The organism is Paenibacillus sp. JNUCC 35, assembly GCF_058269095.1.
Genome location: NZ_CM177771.1, coordinates 6,190,136 through 6,215,348, shown reverse-complemented (window position 1 = coordinate 6,215,348; position 25,213 = coordinate 6,190,136). Strand labels below are relative to the sequence as shown.

Below are 25,213 nucleotides of genomic sequence, written 5' to 3'. Positions count from 1 at the left end.
TAGAGACGGCGCTTACTGTTCGATAATCAGCTCGTCGACTTTCACGCCGACATGTCTGCCGGGGTCCATCGTATAGCCCAGTACCTGATCACCCGGCTTTAATGTCGTAATGTTGATCGGCTGGCCCTCCGTGCCGAATACGCGTACGTGCCAGTCCTCTTGCATAATGACATTAAGAGTCGTTCCGTCTTCCGCCCGGGCTTCGATATAAAGCAGAGGGCGCCGCTCGATTTTCACGCGGCCGACCGAAACGCGTCTCGCTTTGCCGGATGTGCTGACGACGAGGACTTCCATTCCCGATCGCAGGTCGGACAAGTACCAGGTCCGGTTATCCGGTGCCAGCACATAGGTGTGCAGGCTGCCCGCATTGATGCGGAAAGGTCTCGTCGGCATATACGGAAGCGGGTGTGTCTCGCTGCAGGCAAGAATGCCCCCGCAGGAAAAGGAACCGAGCAGCACGCCTTCGTCGAGGCCGAGATAGCTCGTCAGGTCGATACAGGCGCGATCGCCCATGCCGACATGCTCCGTCCGTGTAATGGTCAGCTTCTGAAGCGGCTGACCGCCTTTTTGGCCCGTTGAAGTAATTACTTCGCCGACCGCATATACTTGGCCGAGATCGCCCGACGCGATCAGGACGCCATCCGCCCCGCATTCGAGTACGCCGAAGACGACTTTCGCTTCGACATCGTCGCGTACTTTCATGACCACTTCGGTACCGAAATTCTGGGCGTCCGCCAGAACGATTTCAAGCGGAATTTTTGTATCGTCGCGGAATTCGACAATTAGCAGAGACACCTCGTGGGTCATGGCTACGGCAAGCTGCAAAGACTCAGGGTCCGTTACATTCACGCTCGTGCCGATTTTACAGGTAATGGCTTCACGGTTGCGTCTGAACCAGCTGCCGCCGATCACCGACGGTTCCAAAATAACGATGTCGTAGGCTTCATTTAAAGCCGCCAACTTATCGGGAGAAGGGGTGCCTTCGACATAGGTGATTTTATCCAAATTCGGAGGAAGCTGCTTCACCTGCTGCTCGTTGGCTACGACGCCGGTGAATTTCTGATGAGGCAGAGCTTGTACGATAGCGCCCCATTGCTCCGGTGAGGTTAAAGAACTGATATCGAACCACGCGTATTTGCTGCGCACAGGCGCGATAGGTTTATTTTTGGCCTGATTAAGGCTGGAAACCGGGGTGGCTGTACCGCTTGTTTTCGCTTCGGCCGGTTTTTCGGTTGGCTGGGTGGTGGAATCGTTAGGTGCCTTTGGATTAATATCAGGCGTTTCTTTCAGCGCTTTACTCATTTCGCAGATCTCCTCTTGTTATAGTCGAATAACCCGGCGGGCTTTTCCCGCGTCTCGCTCCACGTAATCCACGACTTGAACGTCGCAGGATTGTTGGATGCTCGCTTCGATACGCAATTTTATCTGCGTTAATAGCTCCGCCCGGTCTACGCTTGAATCGGAAGCTTCGACGAGTATGGAAAGCTCCCCGTTTTCAACGATAAATTGGTACCAGTTTCCTGTTCCGCCGATTTGCAGGAGCTGCTGTTCCAGATACAGGGGAGAAAAATTCCCGCTGTTAAGGGCGAGCTGATCGCCCATACGTCCTCTCAGCTGCAAACGGCGCAGACGGCAGCCGCAAGGGCAGGGACCTTCCTCAATGCAGCCGAGATCTCCGGTTTTGTACCGGATTATGGGCATGCCGTCGCGCATCAGGGTAGTGAGAACGACTTCGCCGACGATGCCGGGAGCTTGGGGCTCCCCCGTAACAGGATGAACGATTTCGGTATAGATATGGCCTTCTGCCAAATGGTAACCTTGGTGCTCCAGGCATTCGATCCCGATCAGACCTACCTCAAGCGACCCATACCAGGTTGTCACCGGTGTATTCCAGATCCGTTCGATCCGTTCGCGAAGAGCGGGTGAAGCGCCTTCACCGGTCAAAAACAAATGCTGCAAGTTGAAATCCCGATGAAGGTCCATTCCTAGTTTCTGCGCATGTTCAGCCAGGGTCACGGCGTAGGAAGGAGCAATAACCAAGGTTTGCATATCCCAAGCCAGCATGCACTCAAGAGCCTTATCGGGGTGAGAATAAGCTCCCCCTTTGCCGACAGGCAGTACGCAGCAGTCCTGCATATATTGGAACACCCGGTGGAATGAAAGCCCGGACGAGCTCATTTCGTAGGGTAAGGCGTTTCCGACTACGGTATTTCGCGTGTTCTGCATAAGGGATGGGTAGCGAGGGGCCGTATCCAGCCGATAAAGATCATTCAAAGTATGGCCGATAAAGATCGGCTTGCCTCCGGTTGTGCCGGTCGAAGTATGGATATGAGCCAGATCAGGCGAGCAAATGATGCAGCGCGGATCATTGCGCAAGTCTTCCTTTGTCAGGAAAGGCAGCTGGGCAAATAAAGCCGGATTGGATGCTTCTTCGGGAGTCAGACCAGTGATATCCATACGCTGTTTGTAAAACTCGTTGGTTTCATACACAAATTGAAGTAAACTGCGTAAGGCCCTCCGGTGATAAGCATCCACTTCCGCCTGGCTCAGGTTCTCTACCGACATTCCGCGTTCGGTCAGGCTGTTAAGCCACCGGACGTGCGGCTCGAACCTGTCCACCGCTTTTTGTCCGGACATCAATTCCATTTGGCTTCTGGCTGTTACGGCCACGTGCTTTCCCTCCTTATACGGCGAATATTATAGTCCAAGCAAGCGTGAAATCGTATGATGCAAAATCGTTTCCTTATCCGCATCGGAGATAGAGAGACGGTCGATTTTGACTTTCTCTACGAATGGGTCCGACAAGGGAAACTCGGAACCGAACATAAGTTTATCCGGCCCCGCCAGTTTAACAGCGGTCTGAATCGCCAGCGGGTTGCCCGTGGACGTCTCCAGGTAAACATTTTCCCTTCGTGCCGCTAATTCAATGGCATCTATATCGAGCGGGCCGAATCCCATATGGCCGATAACGAAGTTAGTACCGGGAAAAGCTTCGGCGAGAGAACCCAGTGCGGCCGTGTTTGCGGTTGCTTGAATAACTAGGTGCGTATAGAAGGGAATTCCATAGTCCCCGCACAGGGCGGCAAGCTCTTTAACGACGTCTCCCATAAGAGAAATCTGGTGGACAAGAGGTGACAGCTTGAGGCCTTTGAAGCCGTTTCGATAGGCCTTCTCCAGGGAAGCCAGAGCCGCCGGAGCCCCGTCGTTAGGATTAATGCAGCAGATTCCGTAAAATTTGTCCGGGTATTCACGGATAATATCCAGCACGGTATCGTTGGGCGGATCCGTCAGGATCGGCTTTTCCGCTCCGGTGATGTACCGGGTCATGTGCCTAACGTCCAGCATGCCGCCCGGCACCAGGACGGCTTTGTCTATACCCGCTGATTTCATATCGTCCAGCAGCCGTTCGGGGCTGCTATAATCTTGTCTCGATATGTGGGCGTGGCCATCAATGATCATGCGTATTCCTCCCAGGGGTCAAATTGTGCGGCGGCAATTCCGGGATCGGTCTGCTTCGTGATAAGCGGCATGCGGGAGGAGGCGGCTAAGTAGGTCTCGTAAGCTTCCTCCGCGCTGCAGTCCTTATGAACAAGATCTCCGAGCGCACGGCACATATCATCGGGACGAGAATCCTCGAACAGATTCCGGCCTATGCACAGACCTTTGCCCCCGGCATCGAGCATTTCCCTGATCCCACGGAAAAAAGCCAGCTTGTCGCCGACCGAACTTCCTCCGGCCATCAGCACGGGGATGTTAAAAGCGGCAACGGCTTCAGCCGCTCTCTGCGGAGTAACCGGCGTCTGGACTTTGACAAGATCCGCGCCCAATTCTCCGGCAATACGGACCGCATGGGCTATTTTATTGGTCGCCGCCGCTCCCCCCGAAAGATCTTCTTCAGGAACGTTCATCATGGCCAGGACCGGAAGGCCCCAAGCATAAGCCTCATCACAGATAAGACCGAGGTCGCGCAGCATCTCATGTTCCTGGGGGACGCCCAGGTTAATATGTACGGAAAGGCCGATAGCCCCGATTTGCAGGCCGTGACGGACAGTCGATACGATTTGCTTATTGGACATATCCGGTGACATTTGAGTGGACGCCGAGAGATGGAGAATAAATTCGGTTCCCCACGGCGATTCACTGCTTTCAAGGGCACGACGGATGGCTCCCTTATGAGCAATGATAGCCTGCAGTCGGAATCGGTTGGCCATACGAAGCAAAGCCGGCATGGAGGAGATTCCGTTAAGAGGTCCGTAGGTGGTGCCGTGATCAACCGGAAGCATGAAAGCGCGGCCGGATTTCGGATGAAAAATCTTTGAAAGACGCAGCAATTTACTCATACATAGATCTCCTTTCCGATGAACATGCAAAATAAGAAAGAACCCCATTTTCTGAACTGTACGAAAATGGAAGTGATACCGGACAGGCTGAAAAGCGCAAGCTAAAAGATTGTTGCTGAATGTTATGGATGGTCTTGAAGTGAGGATCTCAAAAAATCGTTCTTTTGTCACAGTACGAATAATCCGGAAGATAGGGGTGAAAAGAGGAAGTAGGCCAATAGATTCGAAATGGATGAAATGTAAATAGATACATAAACATCCATAACCATCTCTTCAACTATGATTTTACTTTTTTAGACAAAAAAAGTAAATTAAAATTTCGTTAAATTGCTCAAAAATCTTTAAATTAAGTTTTAGTATTTAATTTTGGCCTGGCTGTTTTTAAATGGCGAAAGGAAATGATGTGAATGATGCATGAATTCGGAAACCCTGATTGGAGTAAGGGGATGAAGGGGGGAGAACGGTAATCAAGGATCAATTTCTCTATATAAGAAGCGGAGGGAAGCGAAACGGGAGGGGAATATATTTCTAATCTGAGTTAAAATTTGTAATAAATTGTAAAAATAATTTGTCGGTTGGAGGAAGAAAAGAAAAACCGGCTCTACAAAAGAGAAATGCTGCCCAAATTAACCCCACAAGAAAACGCGTAATCTATGCCGAATTTAATCTATGCTTAAAAAAGAAAAAACCCTTGTGTATCAAGGGTTTTTGAGCGAATATAGAACGCGCCCGAGAGGATTCGAACCTCCGACCTGCAGTTTAGGAAACTGTCGCTCTATCCTGCTGAGCTACGGGCGCAAATAAATTCCGTTATTCAGTATACCACAGAATGGCTTGAGGGAGGAAGAATCTCCAAGGCAAAACCTTAGAGGAGCGAGGTTACTCCTCCGCTGGAAGCGCCTTCTTCGTTTCCTTGGCCCGGCGGCGCAGTTCCCGGAAGAAATCAGTCAACTGGGAAGCGCACTCGGGCTGCAGTACCCCGCTGATCACGTCCACGCAGTGGTTGAAACGCTCTTCCTGCAGCAGGTTCATCAGCGTTCCGGCACAACCCGCTTTGGGATCCGGCGTGCCGTAAATCACCTGGGGAACGCGTGACTGGACGATGGCGCCCGCGCACATCGGACACGGCTCCAGCGTGACGTAGAGCCTGCAGTCCAGCAGCCGCCAGGCTCCCAGCTTTTCGCTGGCTTCGCGTATCGCGATAATCTCCGCATGAGCGGTAGGATCCAGCGAGGTTTCGCGAAGATTGTGGCCGCGTCCGATGATCTCGCCGCCGTGGACAATCACGGCCCCGATGGGAACTTCCATCAGCGCTTTTGCTTTGTCCGCTTCGAGCATGGCTTCCCGCATCCATTTTTCGTGTTCGGCTTGTATAGGATCATGAGGGTCATGGTCAAATTGTACGGTTTCCATAAAGTTGTTTCTGCTCCTTGTCCGGCCTGTTACAGCAGTTATGAGGGAAGAAAATGAAGTTATGCCCCGAACGTTCATTCCCTTTGTTAACATGTTGTGGATAAAAATGTGGACAACTTCATTCATTGTACCTGTGAACCGTACATTAGTCTATCCAAAATGAGCGGCGCAAGCAAACAACACTACTTGTAAAAAAGGATAAATAAACACAACGTGTTTAAGGATCGTGTATAAAAGAAGAGAAAAGCGCGAAGCGTAAACCCGCGTGAATACTGAGGAAAATTCAGTTTAGTCGCAAAATTCGGAAAATTCAAACATGATGAAAAAGAACGAAATTCTACTAATCGGGAAACCCGAGAATTCTCAAACGTTACCCACAAGTGGATAACGTTTTTCGGTGAATATTTGTTAACAACTTGTGGATAACGATGTTAACAAGTAATAAATCTGTGGATAGTGTGTGACTAACTTATTGAATATACCATGGCGTGACCACGAAAAAAAAGAACCCGCTCCTTAAAGAAAAGAACGGGTTCTTATTATAACCAGGCTCCGGAATACGGGGAGGAACCGGCTCTTCTATTTTCAAACCTATCAGGACGGAGAATCCTGAGCAGGTATTTCACCGATCAGATTGTTGACCGAGGCTGCGGGCTTCCCTTTATGGAGGTACACTCTCGGGACCCGTTTTCCGATCAGGCAAACGACTTCGTAATTGATGGTGTCCATCAGTTCCGCGATTTCATCCACATGAAGAAACGCGTCTCCGGATTTGCCGAAGATCGTCACCAGATCGCCTTCCTCGGTATTCTCCACGTCCGTGATATCCAGCATCGTCTGATCCATGCACACTCTGCCGGCGATTCTGACGCGTTTTCCGTGCAGGAGCATATCTCCACGGTTGGAGAGGGACCTGGAGAGGCCGTCGGCATATCCGGCCGGGATAGTGCCGATCCGGGTGGGCCGTTCGGCGACGAAGGTGCTGCCGTAGCTGACCGGCGTTCCGATCTCGATGTCCTTCACCTGGAGGATCCGGGTCTTGAACTGCATCGCCGGCTTCAGAGGGTGAGTGTCCCGCTCGGAGGCTACGGAGGGCAGCAGGCCGTACAAGCTGATCCCGACACGGACCATGTCCAGATGCATGTCGGGATACTGCATTGTAGCGGCACTGTTGCAGCAGTGGCGCAGCGGGATGTCGATGCCGTCGCCGGAGAGGTGATCGACGATGTCCATAAACCGCCGGAACTGCTCGCGGGTAAAGGTATCGTCTGCGCTATCGGCGGTTGCGAAGTGCGTAAAGATCCCTTCAAGCGCTACGCTTGGCGTCTGCATGGCTTGGCGGGCGAAGCTGAGGGCTTCCGCCGCTGTTCTCACGCCGATCCGGGTCATGCCGGTATCTACTTTGAGATGGATGCGTGCCGGCGTCCGGGACGACACCGCCGCGGCGACTCCAACCGCCTCCAGTACGTCGGTCGTAAACACCGTGAGCGTTACGCCGGCGCGAACGGCTTTCTTGACGGAACGGGGCGGTGTATAGCCCAGTACAAGCACCGGCTCCGTGATGCCGGCCGCACGCAGCTCCAGCGCCTCGTCCAGCAGAGCGACGGAGAGGTATTCCGCGCCTGCGCGGAGAGCGGCACGTGCGGTTTCGTAGGCCCCGTGGCCGTATCCGTCGGCTTTGACGACAGCCATAAGCTTGCAGCCGCGCTGCAGATTTTTTTTGAACGTACGGGCATTGTGTTCGATCGCGTCTAGCGAAATTTCCGCCCAAGTATCGCGGTAACTGGCAGGATGCATGCAGAATTCGCCTCCAAAAACAATTTGACGAGAACTAACCCGAAAAGAGGTAAATCCCCCCGAAGCAGCTTCGAGGGGATGAATGCCGCGGAAACCGCGGTATATTTTCGTTAAAGTGACTGATGCGGTTGGCTGGCTCTAAGAAAAGGACCGGTTTAAGAAGAAACCGAGATTTTGTCCAAAGCCTTGCCGACCGGCACGTATTCGTAGCCGAGATCGCGGGCAACCGCTTCATACGTAATGGAACCGCCGGCCACGTTGACGCCAAGCTGAAGAGCGGCGTTGTCTCTCACGGCTTGCAGTACACCTTTGCCTGCGATTTGCAGGGCATAAGGGAGGGTGACGTTGGTCAGCGCCAGAGTAGACGTGCGCGGAACCGCACCCGGCATGTTGGCAACCGCATAGTGAACGACTCCATGCTTCACGTAAGTCGGGTTGTCGTGCGTCGTGATTTTGTCGACGGTTTCGATAATACCGCCTTGGTCGACGGCCACGTCAACGACTACGGAGCCCGGTTTCATGGAAGCGATCATCGCTTCGGAAACCAGCTTAGGCGCTTTGGCACCCGGAATGAGAACGGCGCCGATCACGAGGTCCGAAGCCGCAACCGCTTCCGCAATGTTCAGCGGGTTGGACATCAGCGTGTTCACCTGATTGCCGAACAGGTCGTCCAGCTGACGGAGGCGTTCAGGGCTAAGATCGATGATCGTTACGTCCGCGCCCAGACCGACCGCAAGCTTCGCCGCGTTCGTACCTACGACACCGCCGCCGATAACGGTTACTTTGCCGCGCTGTACGCCCGGTACGCCCGCAAGAAGGATCCCTTTGCCGCCGTGCGGCTTCTCCAGGAACTGAGCGCCGATTTGAGCGGACATGCGTCCAGCCACTTCGCTCATCGGAGTCAGCAGCGGAAGCGTACGGTTCACTTCGACCGTTTCGTAAGCGATAGCCGTTACGCCTTTAGCCGTGAGTGCTTTAGCCAGCTCAGGCTCTGCCGCAAGGTGAAGGTAAGTGAAGAGAATGAGACCTTCGCGGAAATACTCGTACTCGGAAGCAAGAGGTTCTTTAACCTTCATAATCATGTCCGCTCCGGCCCATACATCCGCCGCCTGATCGATCAGGGAAGCTCCTGCTGTTAAGTATTCTTCGTTCGTAAAGCCGCTTCCGATACCGGCATTCTTCTCCACGAGAACTTCATGACCTGCTTTAACAAAAGCCACAACGCCCGAAGGAGTTACGGCGACACGATTTTCGTTGTTTTTGATTTCTTTAGGAACACCTATCCGCATAAGAACTGCCTCCTTAGATTAGGAAATCTAAGGCTAGTATAGTTTTGAAAACGCTTTTTTGCTTCGTGTACTTTCCAGAAAAAAGCGCCCGCTTTTTGTGTAAATCCACAAAGCTTGCCACAGAATGCCGAATGGCGCTACAGTTTTTCGCTTTTCAAATCGAGATACAGGCTGACTTTCTGGTCCATATCTTTCAGATCGATGTTCCCGATCTCGGAAATCCGTTTCAGTCGATAGTTTAGCGTGTTGGTATGAACGTGGAGAGCATCGGCGGCGTCTTTGACGTTGCTGTCCTGCAGAAGAAATATTTCCAGTGTATGCAGGAGATTGCCGTTATGCTCCCGGTCGTACTGCCGCAGTTTAAGCAAGGACGGGTTGGTGTGGGCGTGAATTCGGTTTTCCTCGGCCATAAGAGGAAGAAAGCGATAGAAACCGAGATCCCGGTAATGGACAAACCGTTTCGTTTCCTGGGGAAACTGCCGCTTCACCTGAAGAACGGAGAGAGCTTCCCGGTAGCTTTTTTCGACAAGGCCGTAGTCTTCATAGATATTGCCGATAGCGGTTTGTCCGGGCGAGACGCCGAACCGGTCTTTCATCTGCTGGGCAAAGAGCCGCAGGAACTCTGAGGAATCCGCCGCAAACTGATTACGGGAAGAAGAGGTCCCGAGCAGAACAAGCTGAGTGCGGTCGACAATATGAAGGGCGATCCGGATCCGCTGAGTCGTACTGATAAGGTACCGGATCTGCTGAGCCCTCTGCTCGCTGATATCCGAATCGAATTCGACGACCATGACCTGGAAGCAGTCCATGAGAGGAATGCCGAGCTTATCGGACTTTTGCCGGACGGCGTCGCCCGAGGATATATGGCCGGTGAGCAGCTGCCAGAAGAAGTCCTCGAATCCTTCCTGCTCCTTGCGTTTCTGCTGCTGCAGCTGCAGCAGCTTGGTTTTGGCCGCGCGGGAGGCGTGCTTAAGCTGAAGGAAATCGGCTTCTTCTAATAAGCGGGCATCCTCCAGCACCCAAATGTAGCCCAGCACCTCGCGGTTGTTGCGGATGGAAATGGCGATGCGGCGGCCGAGTTTGACGTCGTCCAGCGCTTTGATGGGCACAGGATCCTCACTTTTCATCAACTGCTGAATAAACCCCTCGCGCCAGAGGCTGGCGATAACCTTCTCGGGCACGCGGCGGCCGACGATCGTGGCGATCCGTACGGGGTCGGTCTGAGCTTCGTGCGTGCTGTACGCGATCAGCCGATGGTTAGCGTCTTCTATGGTGATGGCGCAGCCGAGCACCTCGCTGATGGTATCCGCCAGTGCTTCCAAACTTTCAAAACTTCGGTCGAACGGATTTAATTCGTTGCTCATGCGGGTCTTGACTCCATTTCCTTTGGCTTGCGAAGCGGTTTATTTTATATAAGTGAGGTTCATTCAATGTCGGTATTTTTATTATAAAACGATTGTGCGAAAAGCCATAGACGGAATGCGCCGGTTTGTGCATTTGCACAAATCGCGGAAGAAACATTCTCATAATCACACAAAAACAGATCCTACACAAATATGCTACACTTCTTTTTGTAAATGAAGCGCTTTCAATAAACATAAAATAGATGATAGCGCTTACTTTTGCAGAAATTAGCTACTTTTGTTGGACAGACTTCACGCCCTTAGAGAGGATATAATCAGTACACGTTTAAGACGAATTTTCAGGAGGTACCTATGTCCAAAAAAACTCAGCCCAATGAACTGCAAAGAGGATTGGAACAACGACATATCACCTTGATGTCACTTGGTGCCGCCATTGGTGTAGGCCTGTTTCTCGGCTCCGCATCCGCGATCAAACTTGCCGGTCCCGGCATTCTGCTGGCTTACGCGCTCGGAGGCCTTATTATTTTCTTCATTATGAGAGCTCTCGGGGAAATGGCCATTGAAAATCCCGTAGCCGGTTCGTTCAGCCGGTATGCGAGAAATCATATTTCACCTCTTTTCGGATATTTGACCGGTTGGAACTATTGGTTCCTATGGATAATCACCTGTATGGCCGAAATTACGGCAGTCGGCATTTATATGGAGTACTGGTTCCCGGGAACTCCGCGCTGGCTCTGGGCCCTTGGTGCGCTTATTCTCATGAGCGCCATTAACCTGATCGCCGTTAAAGCTTACGGGGAATTCGAGTTCTGGTTCGCTTTGATTAAAATTGTCACGATTATCGGCATGATTGTTATCGGAGCCGGGATGATCTTCTTCGGAATCGGCAACAACGGCATCGCAGTCGGATTCAGCAACCTTTGGAGCCACGGAGGATTCCTCCCTAACGGGGTAACAGGTCTCCTGCTTTCTTTCCAGATGGTTATGTTCGCTTATCTGGGCGTTGAGATGATCGGGGTAACCGCGGGCGAAGCCCAGAACCCTGAGAAAACCTTGGCAAAAGCCATCGACACTGTCTTCTGGCGTATTCTTATCTTCTACATCGGCGCGCTTGTTGTCATCATGTCCATCTATCCGTGGGATGAAATCGGCAAAGCCGGCAGCCCGTTCGTGATGACGTTCGAGAAAATCGGAATTCCGGGAGCCGCGGGCATTATCAACTTCGTTGTCCTGACGGCAGCCTTGTCTTCCTGCAACTCCGGTATTTTCAGTACGGGCCGTATGCTCTTCAACCTGGCTCAACAGGGCGAGGCGCCGGATTCCTTCCGTAAGGTTTCCAAAAGCGGCGTTCCGGGCAAGGCTATCGTCGTATCGGCCATCGCGCTTCTTATCGGCGTCATTCTGAACTATATCGTTCCGGAAAAAGTGTTTGCCTGGGTAACAAGTATCGCCACTTTCGGAGCCGTATGGACATGGGCGATGATACTCATCTCCCAAATGAGATACCGTAAGAAACTAAGCCCGGATCAAGTTCGTAATCTTAAGTACAAGATGCCGCTGGCACCTTATACTTCCTATATCTCTTTGGCATTCCTCGTGCTCGTCATTGTTCTTCTCGGCTTCTCCGAGGATACGCGCGTCGCGCTGATAGTCGGGCCGATCTGGCTGATCGCTCTCGTTGTCGTTTACTACAGCAGGGGATATCACCGGAAAAACGCGCTTCCCGAAAAGAACTCCGATAGCGCCGGAATCAGCATTAATCCTCAGTCTGAACTGTAAGTCCGGTTCTTGAATGAACAAAACGTTTAAAAAGGTAAGGACGGATTCTGAAATGGAGTCCGGACTTGCCTTTTTTTATTTTCAGTAAAATTTATGAAAAACTCTTGTTTTTGGAAGCTCGATCTGGAACTTTTAAGGACTCCCGGTCGTTATAAAACTAAGAGTATTTTCAGGAGGGGGTCAGGTTGTCAGCCAACCGTGAAGCAATGGGACAAAAGCAATTCACCAAAGGTCATTTCCTGTTCATCCTTGGAACTTGTCTGCTCAGCTTGCTGCTGGGTATTTTATATACCCCGATATGGGGAGGAGAGACGGCATTCTCCATTCAGTTTATTGCACACGAAATCGTGGCTGAGCCCCGCGGGTTAAAGCTCTGGGCTTATCTTTCCATCGGTCTGGGGGCCATCTTGCTGGCCGGTTTGGTCGGACTGATCCGGCCCGGCAAAGCTTGCGGACTCAGCTGTATCGTCCTGGCCGGAATAGCGGTCGTTCTTGTGCTGATCCAGCTTCCGCCCGTTTTTCTGTGGGGGATGGTGCTTCCGGTAGATGCCGCTGCCTGGCTCCCGATCTTACTGCACGGGACGGCTTTGTTTGTCGGACTGTGTGCGGCGGGTCTGCTCAAAAGCTTGAAAAACAAATGACAGAATGGAATTCATACATAGAATCGGATAACGAAAATCAGAATCGGCTTTTCAAAGGAAGCGGAAAACGAAAGCAGGCTAAATGAACATCCTGTCCCTTTTTCTTAAAATAGGGTCAGGATGTTCGGCCGTCTATCGGCAGAAAAGTCTAATCGGTTAAGCGAAATTCCTCCTTAATCCCCCTGAATTAAGCAAATTGTAACCCCTTGACGAATGGTTTATAATAGAATATGGTGCATTTTTTTAATTTGAGAACCAAGGAGTGTCACATACATGGCTTTGAAAGCAGGAATCGTCGGGTTGCCGAACGTAGGAAAATCGACGCTATTTAACGCGATTACACAAGCGGGTGCCGAATCCGCAAACTATCCTTTCTGCACGATTGATCCGAACGTCGGTGTGGTTGAGGTGCCTGACGAAAGATTGCAGAAACTGGCCGATATTGTGAATCCGAACCGGATCGTGCCGACTGCTTTTGAATTCGTCGATATTGCAGGTCTGGTCAAAGGCGCGAGCAAAGGCGAAGGCCTTGGGAATAAATTTTTGGCAAACATTCGCGAAGTGGATGCGATTGTGCATGTTGTCCGCTGTTTTGTGGACGAGAACATTACCCACGTGTCCGGTAAAGTCGATCCGATTTCCGATATCGAGACGATTAACCTGGAGCTGATCCTGGCGGACCTGGATTCCGTGGAGAAGCGCATCGACCGTTCGCGCAAAAATATGAAAGGCGGCAACAAGCAGTATGCCGCTGAAGTGGAATGCTTCGAGAAGATCAAGGAAGCTTTGTACAACGACCAGCCAGCCCGCAGCGTGGAGCTGACGGACGAGGAGCGTGTGCTTGTGCGCGACCTTCATCTGCTGACCATGAAGCCCGTGCTTTATGCCGCTAACGTGAGCGAAGCGGAAGTGGCGGACGGCGATAACAACCCTTACGTGCAGAAGGTCCGCGAGTTTGCGGCTCAAGAAGGCGCGGAGGTTGTGGCCATCAGCGCGAAGGTTGAATCCGAGATCGCCGAGCTCGAAGGCGAAGACAAAGAAATGTTCCTGGAAGAGCTCGGTCTGCAGGAGTCCGGTCTTGACCGTCTAATTAAAGCGGCCTACAAGCTGCTCGGTCTTTACACCTATTTCACGGCCGGTGTTCAGGAAGTAAGAGCTTGGACCATCCGCAAAGGAACGAAAGCCCCGCAGGCGGCTGCCGTCATTCATACGGACTTCGAACGCGGTTTTATCCGGGCGGAAGTTGTATCCTATGAAGATTTGACCGCAACCGGCTCGATGAACGCGGCCAAAGAGAAAGGCCAGCTTCGTCTGGAAGGCAAAGAATATATCGTGCAGGACGGCGACGTGATGCACTTCCGTTTCAACGTTTAGGGTGCAGATACAGCTGTGTCCTTAGCTTGATACGGTGTTATATAGAACAGGCGGGAATGTACATTCCTCGGCGGTATAAAGGCCCGTGAACGGTTAACCGGTCACCTACGTAAACTATCCTGACCGCTGCCGAGAGGCGCGTTTAGTATTTAAGCTGTTTGCAAAAACAGCGCAAGGCCCTGATTATTTTGACATTATGGTAAGGAGTGGTCCAAATGCTGGATCGTTTGCAGGCTCTGGCGGATCGCTATGAGAAACTGAGCGAGCTGCTCTGTGACCCGGATGTAACGAGCGACACGAAGAAGCTCCGGGAATTCTCAAAAGAACAATCCGACCTACAAGAAGCCTACGATGCTTATGTGGAATACAAAGACGTGCTGGAACAGCTGGATGCGGCGAAAGCGATGCAGGCTGAGAAGCTTGATGACGAAATGCGGGACCTCGTGAAAATGGAGATCGAGGAACTGTCCGGCCGCAAAGACGAGCTGGAAGAGCGTCTGACGGTGCTCATGCTGCCTAAGGATCCTAACGATGACAAGAACGTGATCGTGGAGATTCGCGGCGCGGCCGGCGGTGACGAGGCCGCTCTGTTTGCCGGAGATCTGTATCGCATGTACTCCAAGTACGCGGACGCCCAAGGGTGGAAAACCGAAGTGCTGGAAGCGAACCTGAACGACCTTGGCGGATTTAAAGAGATTATTTTCATGATTAACGGCAAGGGCGCATACAGCAAAATGAAATACGAAAGCGGCGCACACCGCGTTCAGCGGATTCCCGTTACGGAATCGGGTGGCCGTATTCATACATCCACTTCCACGGTCGGCGTAATGCCCGAAATGGAAGAGATCGATATCGAGATCAAGGACAGCGATATTCGGGTCGATACGTTCTGCTCCAGCGGAGCGGGCGGCCAGTCCGTTAATACGACGAAGTCCGCGGTCCGGGTTCTCCACGTGCCGACAGGCATTATGGCGACCTGTCAGGACGGCAAGTCCCAGAACGACAACAAGGCGAAAGCGCTGCAGGTTCTGCGCGCGCGCATTTACGATGTTAAACGTCAGGAAGAAGAAGCGAAGTATGCCGGCGAGCGTAAGAGCAAGGTCGGCACGGGTGACCGCAGCGAGCGCATCCGGACCTACAACTTCCCGCAAAGCCGCGTAACGGACCACCGCATCGGTCTTACGCTTCACAAACTGGATACCATCTTGAACGGAGATATGGGCGAAATCGTCAATGCTCTGACTATGACGGCGCAAGCCGAGCTTCTTGAAAAAGGGGAGCAATAAAACCATCATGAACAGGCTTATTTATCAAGCCGGCATGTCAATCCGAGAAGCCTATACCCAGGCTTCTTCTTTTTTCAAAGAGCGGCAAATCCAGGACGCGGCTATCTGTGCGGAGATTCTGCTTCAGCACGTGCTGGGTCTGAGCCGGACGGAATTCTTCTTCCGGATGGAAGAGCCTTTTCCCGCTGCGCATGCGGAGCAGTGGGGCGAGGTCGTGGAGCGTAAGGCCGCGGGGGAGCCGGTGCAGTACATCACCGGCGAGCAGGAGTTCTACGGCCTAACGCTCCGGGTCACGGACGCGGTCCTGATCCCGCGTCCCGAAACCGAGCTCCTCGTGGAAGAAATCCTCCGCGAGGGCTCGCGCTTGTTCCCGCAAGGCGCTCCGCTCCTTGCGGATATCGGCACCGGGAGCGGAGCTATCCCGGTGAGCCTGCTGCATGCGCGCCCCGATTGGCGCGCGGCGGCATGCGACCTCTCGCCGGAGGCGCTGGAGGTCGCCAAGGGCAACGCCGAACGATGCGGCGTAGGGGAGCGGATCGCCTTCTGCGAGGGCGATCTGCTCCTGCCCTGCGTCGAACGGGGGATGCCCGTCGACATCCTGGTTTCGAACCCGCCGTACATTCCGGCGGGGGATTCGCCGTCGCTGCAGCCGGAGGTGCGCGACTATGAGCCGCATCTCGCGCTGTTCGGAGGCGAGGACGGGCTGGATCTGTACCGGCGGCTGGCCGGCCAGATCCCCCTGCTGCCGAGGCAGCCGAGGCTGGTCGGGCTGGAAGTCGGCATCCATCAGGCGGAGGCAGTGGCGGACCTGCTGCGCGCAGCGGGGGAGTGGAGCGAGATCCGCTTCGTGAAGGACCTGGCTGGGATCGACCGGCATGTCATAGCGATACAGGACCCCTCAGAAGCCTGACTCTGGCAGGAATCCGCACAAAGCAGTCAGAGACCGGTCACCACAGGCTATGTATCCTCGATCGGAACGGCGAGGCCCGAAGTCCTAGACGACCACGTCGGAGATATTCAGTGAGTTGATCTCGATTTCATGACTGTCCGGGTTAACAAAGGACTTTGGGCCGCGTCTTGTATCGGCAAACGTTAGTCTGGCCGGTAGCTCAAATGATTTATCGTCATACGCAAATAGCGTGTGGCTGCGAGCAATCCGCTTGCTTAGGAAACCGACTGAGTGCAACGCGGGTAAAGGATCGCGAACCCCATTTTTGACATGGGTATAACGAAGAATGGCTTCCCGTAACAGAGAGACGCTGAAGGCTTTGCTATTACCCTTCCCCTAACGGGAAATCTATAAACCTCGTATCTAGCGAGGATCAATTTTTTAAGAGCTATCAGCACGTTCGCCATACAGGCCCACTATGAAAGTCCTGTGCTGCGATAATGTTGCTGCGATTGCCGGTTACTTTCCAAAAGGTTTATATGTTTCACACCCGAAAATTGTTCCACGTGAAAAAATCATAGATTGCTAGTTTAAAAGAATTGCCTTTTGACCATACTAACCGTTACAGAGGAAGAAACAGAGAACAGCTTCGAAGCTGGCGCTGTTTTTCCGGGAAACGGGAGGGAATTATTATGGTCATCCGTAAATCATACAAGCACTTGTTTTATACGTTTTTCGCTCTTGCCATCATGATGATGAGCTGGGAAGGTACACGTTCGAATGCAGCTCTGGCGGAAGGAGCTATACCGGAGCAGTCGATCCGTCTTCGTATACTGGCCAACTCCGATAAGCCGGAGGATCAGGCCATCAAGCGGCTGGTGCGGGACGCCATTGTCGCTCAGATGAACGAATGGGTCACCGGACCGCATTCTATTGACGAAGCGAGGCAAATTGTGAGGCAAAACCTTCCGGTTCTAGAAAAAGTCGTCCGCGATACACTGACATCCCGCGGTCTGGGAGGACTTCCTTACACAGTGGAGCTTGGACAGGTACCGTTTCCGACCAAAATGTACGGCAGCCGCGTCTATCCGGCCGGGGATTACGAAGCTCTTCGTGTATCTCTGGGCGAAGGGAAGGGCCAGAACTGGTGGTGCGTGCTTTTTCCTCCTCTTTGCTTTGTAGACGGCGTGTCGGGCGAAGCGGTGGCCCAGGCGGCTCCTGCTGGAGACGGCGGGGAAGGACCTGGTGAAGCCAAAACCGCTGGCGTGCAGAAAAAAACGGCCGACGCTCCCGCCGAAGGATCTGCGGCGGCGGCAGCTGCCGGCGGAGATACGGAAGTGAAATTTTTTCTGTGGGAATTGCTTCAAGGTATCATCGGATTCTTCCTGAATTTGTTCAGATAAATTTCGGAAACCAGTAAGGGTGAACAGCATTGACAACGACTAAACTATGGCAAATTCACGATGAAGCCGGAACGGGGACGGGGACAAAAGAAACGGTGGATAAAGCGATTGCCGAAGCTGCCGGACTTCTCGTCCAAGGAGAGACCGTAGCGTTTCCGACCGAAACGGTATACGGCTTAGGAGCCGATGCGACAAATTCCGCTGCGGTCGAAGGCATTTACCGGGCCAAGGGCCGTCCGTCGGACAACCCGCTGATCGTCCACATCGCGGACCGCTCCCAAATGGACGCGTTCGCGGAGGGGGCGCCGGCCGAGCCCCTGCGCAGGCTGATGGATGCCTTCTGGCCCGGGCCCCTGACGGTCATCGTGCCGGTCCGCGCGGGCGCGGTTTCCCCGCTGGTCACGGCGGGGCTGTCTACCGTCGGGGTCCGCATCCCCGACCATCCTGTCGCCTTGGCGCTGCTGCGCGCCGCAGGCTGCCCGGTTGCGGCCCCGAGCGCGAACAGCTCGGGGCGTCCCAGCCCGACGATGGCGGAACACGTCGCCGATGATCTCGGCGGGCGAATCGGCGGCATCGTCGACGGGGGGCCGACGGGCGTCGGCGTAGAGTCGACCGTCGTGGAGTGGGCGTCCGGGGCGGTCTACATCCTGCGCCCCGGCGGGGTGACGGCCGAGCAGCTGCGCGAGGCGCTGCCGGACGTGCCGGTGCGCGAGCCTGTGCGCACCGGGGAACCGGCCGGGACGCCGCGGGCTCCCGGCATGAAGTACGCGCATTATGCCCCGAAGGGGAGCATGCGCGTGGTGCTGGGCGACGATCCGGAGGCCGTCGCCGAGTGGATGCGGCGCGACCTGGACGCCGCCAAGGCCCGCGGTGAGCGCACGGGCGTGCTCACCTATGACGAGCGCCGCGGTCTGCATCACGCGGACGCCGTAATCTCCTCCGGCCGTCTAGCCGAGCCGGAGACGATCGCGCGCGGGCTGTATGCCGCGCTCCGGCAGTTCGACCGCGAGGGAGTGACGTATATTCTCGCGGAAGGCTGCCCGGACACGGGAATAGGCCGTGCCGTCATGAACCGTCTGCTGAAAGCGGCGGGTCAGGAAGTCATCCGGGTTTAAACATACAAGGGGAAACCCGGTGCCCTTAGAACGGCCTTAAGCTCTCCGGTTCGTATAAAGTAACTGCCGTCAGCGGCTAAGCTTCGGGCAGTTGCAGATCCCCCGGAACGTCTTTATTCTTTTCCGTTCCGAAAAGCAGCCGCCTGTACCGGTTATGCAGACAGGTACAAGTCCATAGCATGTTTCCCGGTTTGTCCGCATATCTTGAGAGAGAAAAAGTGGACAGGGGGAAATACCAATGGCGGCACTGGCGGGCGTGTCACCTTTCGTATGGGGCCAACTGGTGACGATCTTCATCATGGCTATTGCGCTTGGTTTTGACGCGTTTTCTTTAGGGATTGGAATCGGAATGAGGGGTATACGCCTGCTGCATATTCTTAAAATCAGCATCGTGATCGGTCTCTTTCATATCCTCATGCCGCTGCTCGGCATGTATGCGGGACATTATCTCGGCTCTTTACTCGGACAAGTTGCCGTGGCGGCCGGGGGCGGTCTGCTCATTTTGTTAGGATCCCATATGATTTACAGCTCGTTCCGTGGAGAAGATTCCAATGCATTCGATCATCGCACCTTCTGGGGAATGGTCCTGTTTGCGTTAAGCGTGAGCGTGGATTCCTTTTCTGTCGGCGTTTCGCTGGGGATTTTCGCAACGGATGTGGTTTTGACGGTGCTGCTTTTCGGATTGCTGGGCGGAGGCATGTCGATTCTGGGGCTTATGCTCGGGCGTCATGTGGGAAGCTGGATCGGTGAATACGGAGAAGCGCTGGGCGGTGTGATTTTGCTGCTGTTCGGTCTGAAATTTCTGCTGTAAAGTGTCCCTGATTTCAAAAAAACGGTACAATATATAGAGAGCGGAATAACCCGTTGGAATACTCTGTAAGGAGGTAGACGAAACATGAAACAGATTCTTTTTGTCTGTACCGGAAATACATGCCGCAGCCCGCTGGCTGAAGGGATTCTGCGCCATATGGCCCGGCAGGATAACCTGGAAGTCCATATCCGTTCTGCAGGGGTTTTTGCTTCCGACGGCAGTCCGATTTCCCGGCAATCTTCCTCCGTTTTGCGTGAAAAAGGCTGTGAAGCTTCTATCAGCTCCAGTCTTCTCAGATCCGCAGACGTGGATTGGGCCGATCTCATCTTAACGATGACACAAGATCATAAACGCGCCGTTATTCAGCGGTTCCCGCAGGCGGCGGATAAAACACATACACTGAAAGAATTTGTAGAAGACGATCCCAAGGTTGTCACGGCTGCCGCGGAATGGGAGAAGCTGATTGCCGAAGTGCAGGTTAAGCATGCCCTTTCCGAAGAAATCACGATAGAAGAGCGGACGCGGCTCATCCACTTGGAAAAACAACTCCCGGATTACGATATTTCCGATCCTTACGGCGGTTCGTTGGAGCTTTACCGCCATACGGCGGAAGAAATCGAAGAAGCGCTCGTTAAACTGGTTCAAAAGCTAAAGGAAAGCCGATGAGCGTCAAACGGTCGCATTATCTTTCTGCCCGGCCTAACAAAATCTTCATTTTTTAGCGGCTTTACAGTTTTGCGGGAATACGGTAAGATAGGGGCATAAAAGAAGACCCGATGTAACTGGCGACGAGTGGGTGTAACCACAGTGGAGCATCGGGGTATACGGCCGGTCGCCTGGGCAAAAGAGCAGTACATGCGTATTTACGCGTGTCATGCTCTTTTTTTCATTGTCTCTTAACGATTACACAGGTGCAGGTTAAGTCGGAATTTGCCGGTTTTTTTCTCCGGCTGATCGGTTTGGGTTATAATAGAGCCAAACGCAGTTTATTCCCACTCGAGGAGGGCTTTTCAATGAAAATTGCAATTGGCGCCGATCACGCCGGATACCGGCTTAAAGATGTTATCGTTCCTTACCTGGAATCGTTAGGTCATGAAGTGAAGGATGTCGGCTGCAACTGTGAACAATCGGTCGACTATCCGGACTACGCCGTTCCGGTTTGCGATATGGTGCTTAACGGGCAGGCGGACAAAGGTATTCTGATTTGCGGTACAGGCATCGGCATGACCATTGCCGCCAACAAAATGCCGGGCATCCGCTGCGCGCTAGTGCACGATATGTTCTCCGCGAAAGCAACCCGGGAGCACAACGACACGAATGTGCTTGCTATGGGAGAACGCGTAATCGGACCCGGCGTGGCGCAGGAAATCGTCAAGATCTGGATTGAGACCGAGTTTTCGCACGGCGAACGTCATGAGAACCGCCTGAACAAAGTGAAGCTTTTGGAAGAGAAGAATACGATTCATCCGTAAGGAGCTCTATTTTAAATGGAGGTGATCGTATGAATGACGGCGAGAAAGTCTGGCTGGACGGAATAGGGCCTGCGGTCGAGGCCAATTTCCGGGCACTGATTGAAGCCGGCGGCTTAAGGCGCGGCCAGATCGTCGTGTTCGGTACCTCGACCAGCGAGGTCCGGGGCCAGAGAATCGGCACGTCCGGTACGCCGGAAGCGGCCGAGCGCATTTTCGCCGCCGCTGTCCGGGTGGCGGAAGAACACGGGCTGCGGCTCGCCTTCCAGTGCTGCGAGCATTTAAACCGCGCGCTTGTCGTCGAAGAAGCGCTGCTGGAGCAAGACTCCCGGCTGGAGCCGGTGAATGTAGTGCCGGTGCCCAAGGCGGGCGGCTCGATGGCCGCCCATGCTTACCGGCACCTGGAGCGCGCATGCGTCGTGGAAGAGATCGCCGCCCATGCGGGCATCGACATCGGCGACACGCTGATTGGCATGCACCTCCGCCGGGTGGCCGTCCCTGTGCGCCCGCCCGTGAAACGGGTGGGTGAGGCGCACGTGACGATGGCGTATACGCGTCCGAAGCTGATTGGCGGACAACGGGCGGTGTACGAGGCTGTCCCGGAGAGCGAGGGTATTCCCGTATTCGCCGGCGCTGTTGCTCCTGCCCGGACAAGTCCGGGAAGTGGGGCAGACAGCGGCGCCTGCGAATAATGCATCTGGAGCCGTGATAAACGGGGGATCTTTTTTCCTGTTTATCCGGCTTGTACAAAGTGAAACTGATTGTGATTTTAAAATCCATGGGAGGTTGTTATAGATGGTAGAATTTTTGCGTAAACAGGACCCGAAAATCGTTGAGGCTATGAACCTGGAGCTTGGCCGTCAACGCGACAAAATCGAACTGATCGCTTCCGAAAACTTTGTAAGCCAGGCGGTCCTTGAAGCTATGGGCACCGTGCTGACGAACAAATACGCGGAAGGCTACCCGTCCAAGCGTTATTACGGCGGCTGCGAGTACGTGGATATCGTCGAAGATATCGCGCGCGACCGTGCGAAGGAACTTTTCGGGGCCGAGCATGCCAATGTACAGCCTCACTCCGGTGCTCAAGCGAATATGGCCGTTTATCTGGCCGCGCTGAAGCCGGGCGACACAGTCCTGGGTATGAACCTGGCGCATGGCGGACACTTGACACACGGGAGCCCCGTCAACGCGTCCGGTATCCTCTATAATTTCGTAGCTTACGGCGTTAGCGAACAGGATTCCCGCATCGATTACGACGATGTCCGCAAAGCCGCGTTCAAACACAGACCTCGCATGATCGTTGCAGGGGCAAGTGCTTACCCGCGCATCATCGATTTCGAAAAACTGGGCCAAATCGCGGACGAAGTCGGCGCCCTGTTTATGGTTGACATGGCTCACATCGCGGGTCTTGTTGCGGCAGGTCTGCATCCGAACCCGGTTCCGCATGCCCATTTTGTCACGACAACGACTCACAAAACGCTTCGCGGACCGCGCGGCGGTTTGATTCTGTGCCGCAAGCCATGGGCTGCCGCAATCGACAAAGCCGTATTCCCGGGTTCCCAAGGCGGACCTCTGATGCACATCATCGCCGCTAAAGCCGTTGCGCTGGGAGAAGCCCTCCAAGCCGACTTCAAAACATACGGAAAGAACGTTATTGATAATGCCAAAGCGCTGGCTGAAGGTTTGACGGCCGAAGGCATCAACCTCGTTTCCGGCGGTACGGACAATCACCTGATCTTGATCGACCTGCGCAGCCTGAACATCACGGGTAAAGACGCCGAGCATCTGCTTGACGAAGTGGGTGTGACCGTCAACAAGAACGCGATTCCGTTCGATCCGACCAGCCCGTTCGTAACCAGCGGTATCCGTATCGGTACACCTGCCGCGACTTCCCGTGGAATGGATACGGAAGCCATGAAGCAAATCGCCAAGATTATCGCCCTGACGCTTAAAAATCCGAGCGATTCCGCCGTTCACGAGCAAGCCCGCGGACTTGTTAAAGAAGTTACCTCCAAGTTCCCGCTGTACACGGGATTGGAATATTAATTCTTCCATATAAAATAGCCTGCTTTCCAGCAGGTGGTTTGTGAATCAGGGAACCCATAAAGGGTTCCTTTTTTTATGAAAAAAAAGAGGGCGGATTGTTCATACAAAAGCAGATTCTTGTCATAAGAGAGTGTGCTTTTTGGGGAGGATATATAAACAGACATATGATATAATGGACGAGGTTTGTGGAAAGTTGGAAAGACATCCAGATCAGCCAGATCGATATTCGGGAGGAATACTATGAGTAAGGTGTTCATTTGCGACCACCCTTTGATTCAGCACAAACTCACATACATAAGAGACGTAAATACGAAAACCAAGGATTTCCGTGAATTGGTGGATGAAGTCGCCACTTTGATGGCGTACGAGATTACGCGTAATATCCAGCTGGAGAACATCCAGGTCAAAACGCCTGTAGCGACTGCGGACTGCCGGATTATTTCCGGACGCATGCTCGGGATTATCCCGATTCTCCGGGCAGGACTCGGCATGGTGGACGGGATTCTGAATCTGATTCCGGCTGCGAAAGTAGGCCATATCGGGCTGTATCGCGACCCCGAGACACTTCAACCTGTCGAGTATTATGTGAAATTACCCACAGATGTACAGGAAAGAGAATTGATCGTCGTGGACCCTATGCTCGCGACAGGCGGTTCCGCTAACCTGGCTATCACCGCTTTGAAAAACCGCGGATGCGTGCAAATCAAGCTGATGTGCCTGATCGCCGCTCCCGAAGGGATCGAAGCCGTCCAGAAAGAGCATCCGGACATTGACATCTATGTGGCCGCTATCGACGATTACCTGAACGATCATGGTTACATCATTCCCGGTCTGGGAGACGCGGGCGACCGTTTATTCGGTACGAAATAAAGTATTTTGGGGGGACGTACGTTCATGAAAAGGTTGAAAGTCATTACGATTTTCGGTACAAGACCGGAAGCCATCAAGATGGCTCCGCTTATTTTGGAGCTTCAGAAGCATCCGGAACAGATTGAATCACTCGTGGCCGTAACGGCCCAGCATCGTCAAATGCTGGATCAGGTGCTTGAGTTGTTCAATATCCAGCCAGATTTCGACCTCAACGTCATGAAGGACCGTCAAACACTCAATGAAGTTACTATCCGGGTTCTTCAAGGCCTGGAGCCTGTTTTCCGCGAAGCGAAGCCGGACCTGATTCTGGTGCACGGCGATACGCTGACCACCTTCCTTGCCAGCTATGCGGCCTTCCTGCAGCAGATCAAAGTCGGCCATGTGGAAGCGGGCCTGCGGACCTGGAACAAGATGTCGCCGTATCCGGAGGAGATGAACCGTCAGTTGACGGGCGTCCTCGCGGATTTGCACTTTGCTCCGACCCAGTTGTCGGCAGGCAACCTGCGCAAAGAGAATAAATCGGAAGACGCGATTTATGTTACCGGCAACACCGTAACGGACGTATTCCAGTACACCGTGAAGAAGGACTTCCACCATCCGGTTCTGGACTGGGCGGAAGGCAAGCGTCTCATCCTGATGACGGCCCACCGCAGGGAAGCGCAGGGCGAGCCGCACCGCCAGATCTTCAACGCGGTCAAGCGCATTGCGGACGAATTCGAGGATGTCGCGATCGTGTATCCGGTTCATCCGAGCCCGGCCGTTAAGGAACCGGCTTATGAGATTCTGGGCAACCACCCGAGAATTAAACTGATTGATCCGCTTGACGTGTTCGAATTCCATAATATTTATCCTCATACTTATATGATTTTGACAGACTCTGGCGGTATGCAGGAAGAAGCCCCGTCTTTCGGGATTCCGACCTTGGTTCTTCGTGACACTACGGAACGTCCGGAAGGCGTAGAAACCGGGAACTTGGAAATGGTTGGTACAGACGGGGAGAAAGTTTACGAGCGTGCACGCGCTTTGCTCACCGATCCGCAAACGTATGATCGTATGAAAGACGCTGTGAACCCTTATGGGGACGGACAAGCTTCCCGCAGAATCGTGCAGGGAATCCTTCACCATTTCGGCTATAAAACGGAAAAACCCGACTCTTTTTAACGCAACTCTTTCGACATTGTGACGATGCAATGACAAAGGTCACACTGTACAGTTCCACTGTTTGGTTTTAAATGCTGAAATCCCTTGATATACAAGGGATTTCGGTAGTGCTGTTCACGAAATGTTTGATTTTATACGAATTGACAAAGTAGACTTTGCTCCGATA

At 53.4% G+C, this 25,213-nt stretch carries 22 protein-coding genes, 1 tRNA gene and 1 riboswitch; of the genes, 14 read left to right on the top strand and 9 right to left on the bottom strand.

Going from position 1 to position 25,213, the window contains the following annotated elements; translation table 11 throughout:
* Positions 1 to 12: 12 nt before the first annotated feature.
* From AC2TF6_RS28135 to AC2TF6_RS28095, 9 genes are all read right to left on the bottom strand, one after another.
* Positions 13 to 1,302, bottom strand: a complete 1,290-nt coding sequence (locus AC2TF6_RS28135; RefSeq protein ID WP_491309419.1) for a 3-dehydroquinate synthase II family protein — start codon at positions 1,300 to 1,302, stop codon at positions 13 to 15.
* Between the two features lie 18 nt (positions 1,303 to 1,320).
* On the bottom strand, positions 1,321 to 2,670 hold the full coding sequence (locus AC2TF6_RS28130) for a phenylacetate--CoA ligase family protein (RefSeq protein WP_491309418.1): 1,350 nt from the start codon (positions 2,668 to 2,670) through the stop codon (positions 1,321 to 1,323).
* Between the two features lie 27 nt (positions 2,671 to 2,697).
* Positions 2,698 to 3,459 carry an amidohydrolase family protein gene (locus AC2TF6_RS28125; RefSeq protein WP_491309417.1) on the bottom strand — a complete coding sequence of 254 codons (762 nt, stop codon included), beginning with the start codon at positions 3,457 to 3,459 and terminating at the stop codon, positions 2,698 to 2,700.
* Complete coding sequence (locus tag AC2TF6_RS28120) at positions 3,456 to 4,340, bottom strand: class I fructose-bisphosphate aldolase (RefSeq protein ID WP_491309416.1); 885 nt, start codon at positions 4,338 to 4,340, stop codon at positions 3,456 to 3,458. Before AC2TF6_RS28120 ends, AC2TF6_RS28125 begins: the two co-directional genes overlap by 4 nt.
* Positions 4,341 to 5,064: 724 nt before the next feature.
* Positions 5,065 to 5,138, bottom strand: a tRNA-Arg gene (locus AC2TF6_RS28115).
* A gap of 81 nt (positions 5,139 to 5,219) precedes the next feature.
* A complete protein-coding gene (gene tadA, locus AC2TF6_RS28110; RefSeq protein ID WP_491309415.1) occupies positions 5,220 to 5,753 on the bottom strand; it encodes a tRNA adenosine(34) deaminase TadA in 534 nt (177 codons plus the stop codon).
* Positions 5,754 to 6,347: 594 nt separating this feature from the next.
* On the bottom strand, positions 6,348 to 7,550 hold the full coding sequence (gene alr, locus AC2TF6_RS28105) for an alanine racemase (RefSeq protein WP_491309414.1): 1,203 nt from the start codon (positions 7,548 to 7,550) through the stop codon (positions 6,348 to 6,350).
* Between the two features lie 155 nt (positions 7,551 to 7,705).
* On the bottom strand, positions 7,706 to 8,839 hold the full coding sequence (ald, locus tag AC2TF6_RS28100; RefSeq protein WP_491309413.1) for an alanine dehydrogenase: 1,134 nt from the start codon (positions 8,837 to 8,839) through the stop codon (positions 7,706 to 7,708).
* A gap of 137 nt (positions 8,840 to 8,976) precedes the next feature.
* Complete coding sequence (locus tag AC2TF6_RS28095; protein ID WP_009676988.1) at positions 8,977 to 10,203, bottom strand: PucR family transcriptional regulator; 1,227 nt, start codon at positions 10,201 to 10,203, stop codon at positions 8,977 to 8,979.
* A 351-nt stretch (positions 10,204 to 10,554) separates the two neighbouring features.
* On the opposite strand from AC2TF6_RS28095, the gene AC2TF6_RS28090 reads away from it, so the two are divergent.
* From AC2TF6_RS28090 to wecB, 14 genes are all read left to right on the top strand, one after another.
* Positions 10,555 to 11,982, top strand: a complete 1,428-nt coding sequence (locus tag AC2TF6_RS28090) for an amino acid permease (RefSeq protein WP_491309412.1) — start codon at positions 10,555 to 10,557, stop codon at positions 11,980 to 11,982.
* A 185-nt stretch (positions 11,983 to 12,167) separates the two neighbouring features.
* Positions 12,168 to 12,623: a hypothetical protein gene (locus AC2TF6_RS28085; protein ID WP_491309411.1), complete on the top strand. Its 456-nt coding sequence runs from the start codon at positions 12,168 to 12,170 to the stop codon at positions 12,621 to 12,623.
* Positions 12,624 to 12,896: 273 nt separating this feature from the next.
* Entirely contained in the window at positions 12,897 to 13,997 is a 1,101-nt protein-coding gene (gene ychF, locus AC2TF6_RS28080; protein WP_009677072.1) for a redox-regulated ATPase YchF, read from the top strand.
* A gap of 215 nt (positions 13,998 to 14,212) precedes the next feature.
* The gene (prfA, locus tag AC2TF6_RS28075) at positions 14,213 to 15,283 is read left to right on the top strand and encodes a peptide chain release factor 1 (protein WP_218231353.1); all 1,071 of its coding nucleotides are present in this window, start codon (positions 14,213 to 14,215) and stop codon (positions 15,281 to 15,283) included.
* A gap of 7 nt (positions 15,284 to 15,290) precedes the next feature.
* Complete coding sequence (gene prmC, locus AC2TF6_RS28070) at positions 15,291 to 16,193, top strand: peptide chain release factor N(5)-glutamine methyltransferase (protein ID WP_491311724.1); 903 nt, start codon at positions 15,291 to 15,293, stop codon at positions 16,191 to 16,193.
* A gap of 671 nt (positions 16,194 to 16,864) precedes the next feature.
* On the top strand, positions 16,865 to 17,575 hold the full coding sequence (spoIIR, locus tag AC2TF6_RS28065; RefSeq protein ID WP_491309410.1) for a stage II sporulation protein R: 711 nt from the start codon (positions 16,865 to 16,867) through the stop codon (positions 17,573 to 17,575).
* A gap of 29 nt (positions 17,576 to 17,604) precedes the next feature.
* Positions 17,605 to 18,690, top strand: a complete 1,086-nt coding sequence (locus AC2TF6_RS28060; RefSeq protein WP_491309409.1) for an L-threonylcarbamoyladenylate synthase — start codon at positions 17,605 to 17,607, stop codon at positions 18,688 to 18,690.
* A 238-nt stretch (positions 18,691 to 18,928) separates the two neighbouring features.
* Positions 18,929 to 19,501, top strand: coding sequence for a manganese efflux pump MntP (locus tag AC2TF6_RS28055; protein ID WP_009677045.1), 573 nt, complete (start codon positions 18,929 to 18,931; stop codon positions 19,499 to 19,501).
* Positions 19,502 to 19,585: 84 nt separating this feature from the next.
* Positions 19,586 to 20,167, top strand: a complete 582-nt coding sequence (locus AC2TF6_RS28050) for a low molecular weight protein arginine phosphatase (RefSeq protein ID WP_218231349.1) — start codon at positions 19,586 to 19,588, stop codon at positions 20,165 to 20,167.
* Between the two features lie 102 nt (positions 20,168 to 20,269).
* Positions 20,270 to 20,350: riboswitch (ZMP/ZTP riboswitch) on the top strand.
* A 164-nt stretch (positions 20,351 to 20,514) separates the two neighbouring features.
* Entirely contained in the window at positions 20,515 to 20,973 is a 459-nt protein-coding gene (rpiB, locus tag AC2TF6_RS28045; protein WP_009677057.1) for a ribose 5-phosphate isomerase B, read from the top strand.
* Between the two features lie 29 nt (positions 20,974 to 21,002).
* Positions 21,003 to 21,662 (top strand): TIGR01440 family protein, encoded by a 660-nt coding sequence (locus AC2TF6_RS28040; protein ID WP_491309408.1) that lies wholly within the window; start codon positions 21,003 to 21,005, stop codon positions 21,660 to 21,662.
* A gap of 103 nt (positions 21,663 to 21,765) precedes the next feature.
* A complete protein-coding gene (gene glyA, locus AC2TF6_RS28035; protein ID WP_218231347.1) occupies positions 21,766 to 23,016 on the top strand; it encodes a serine hydroxymethyltransferase in 1,251 nt (416 codons plus the stop codon).
* Between the two features lie 240 nt (positions 23,017 to 23,256).
* Entirely contained in the window at positions 23,257 to 23,886 is a 630-nt protein-coding gene (upp, locus tag AC2TF6_RS28030; RefSeq protein ID WP_009676968.1) for a uracil phosphoribosyltransferase, read from the top strand.
* Between the two features lie 24 nt (positions 23,887 to 23,910).
* On the top strand, positions 23,911 to 25,047 hold the full coding sequence (gene wecB, locus AC2TF6_RS28025) for a non-hydrolyzing UDP-N-acetylglucosamine 2-epimerase (protein WP_491309407.1): 1,137 nt from the start codon (positions 23,911 to 23,913) through the stop codon (positions 25,045 to 25,047).
* Positions 25,048 to 25,213 lie beyond the last annotated feature (166 nt).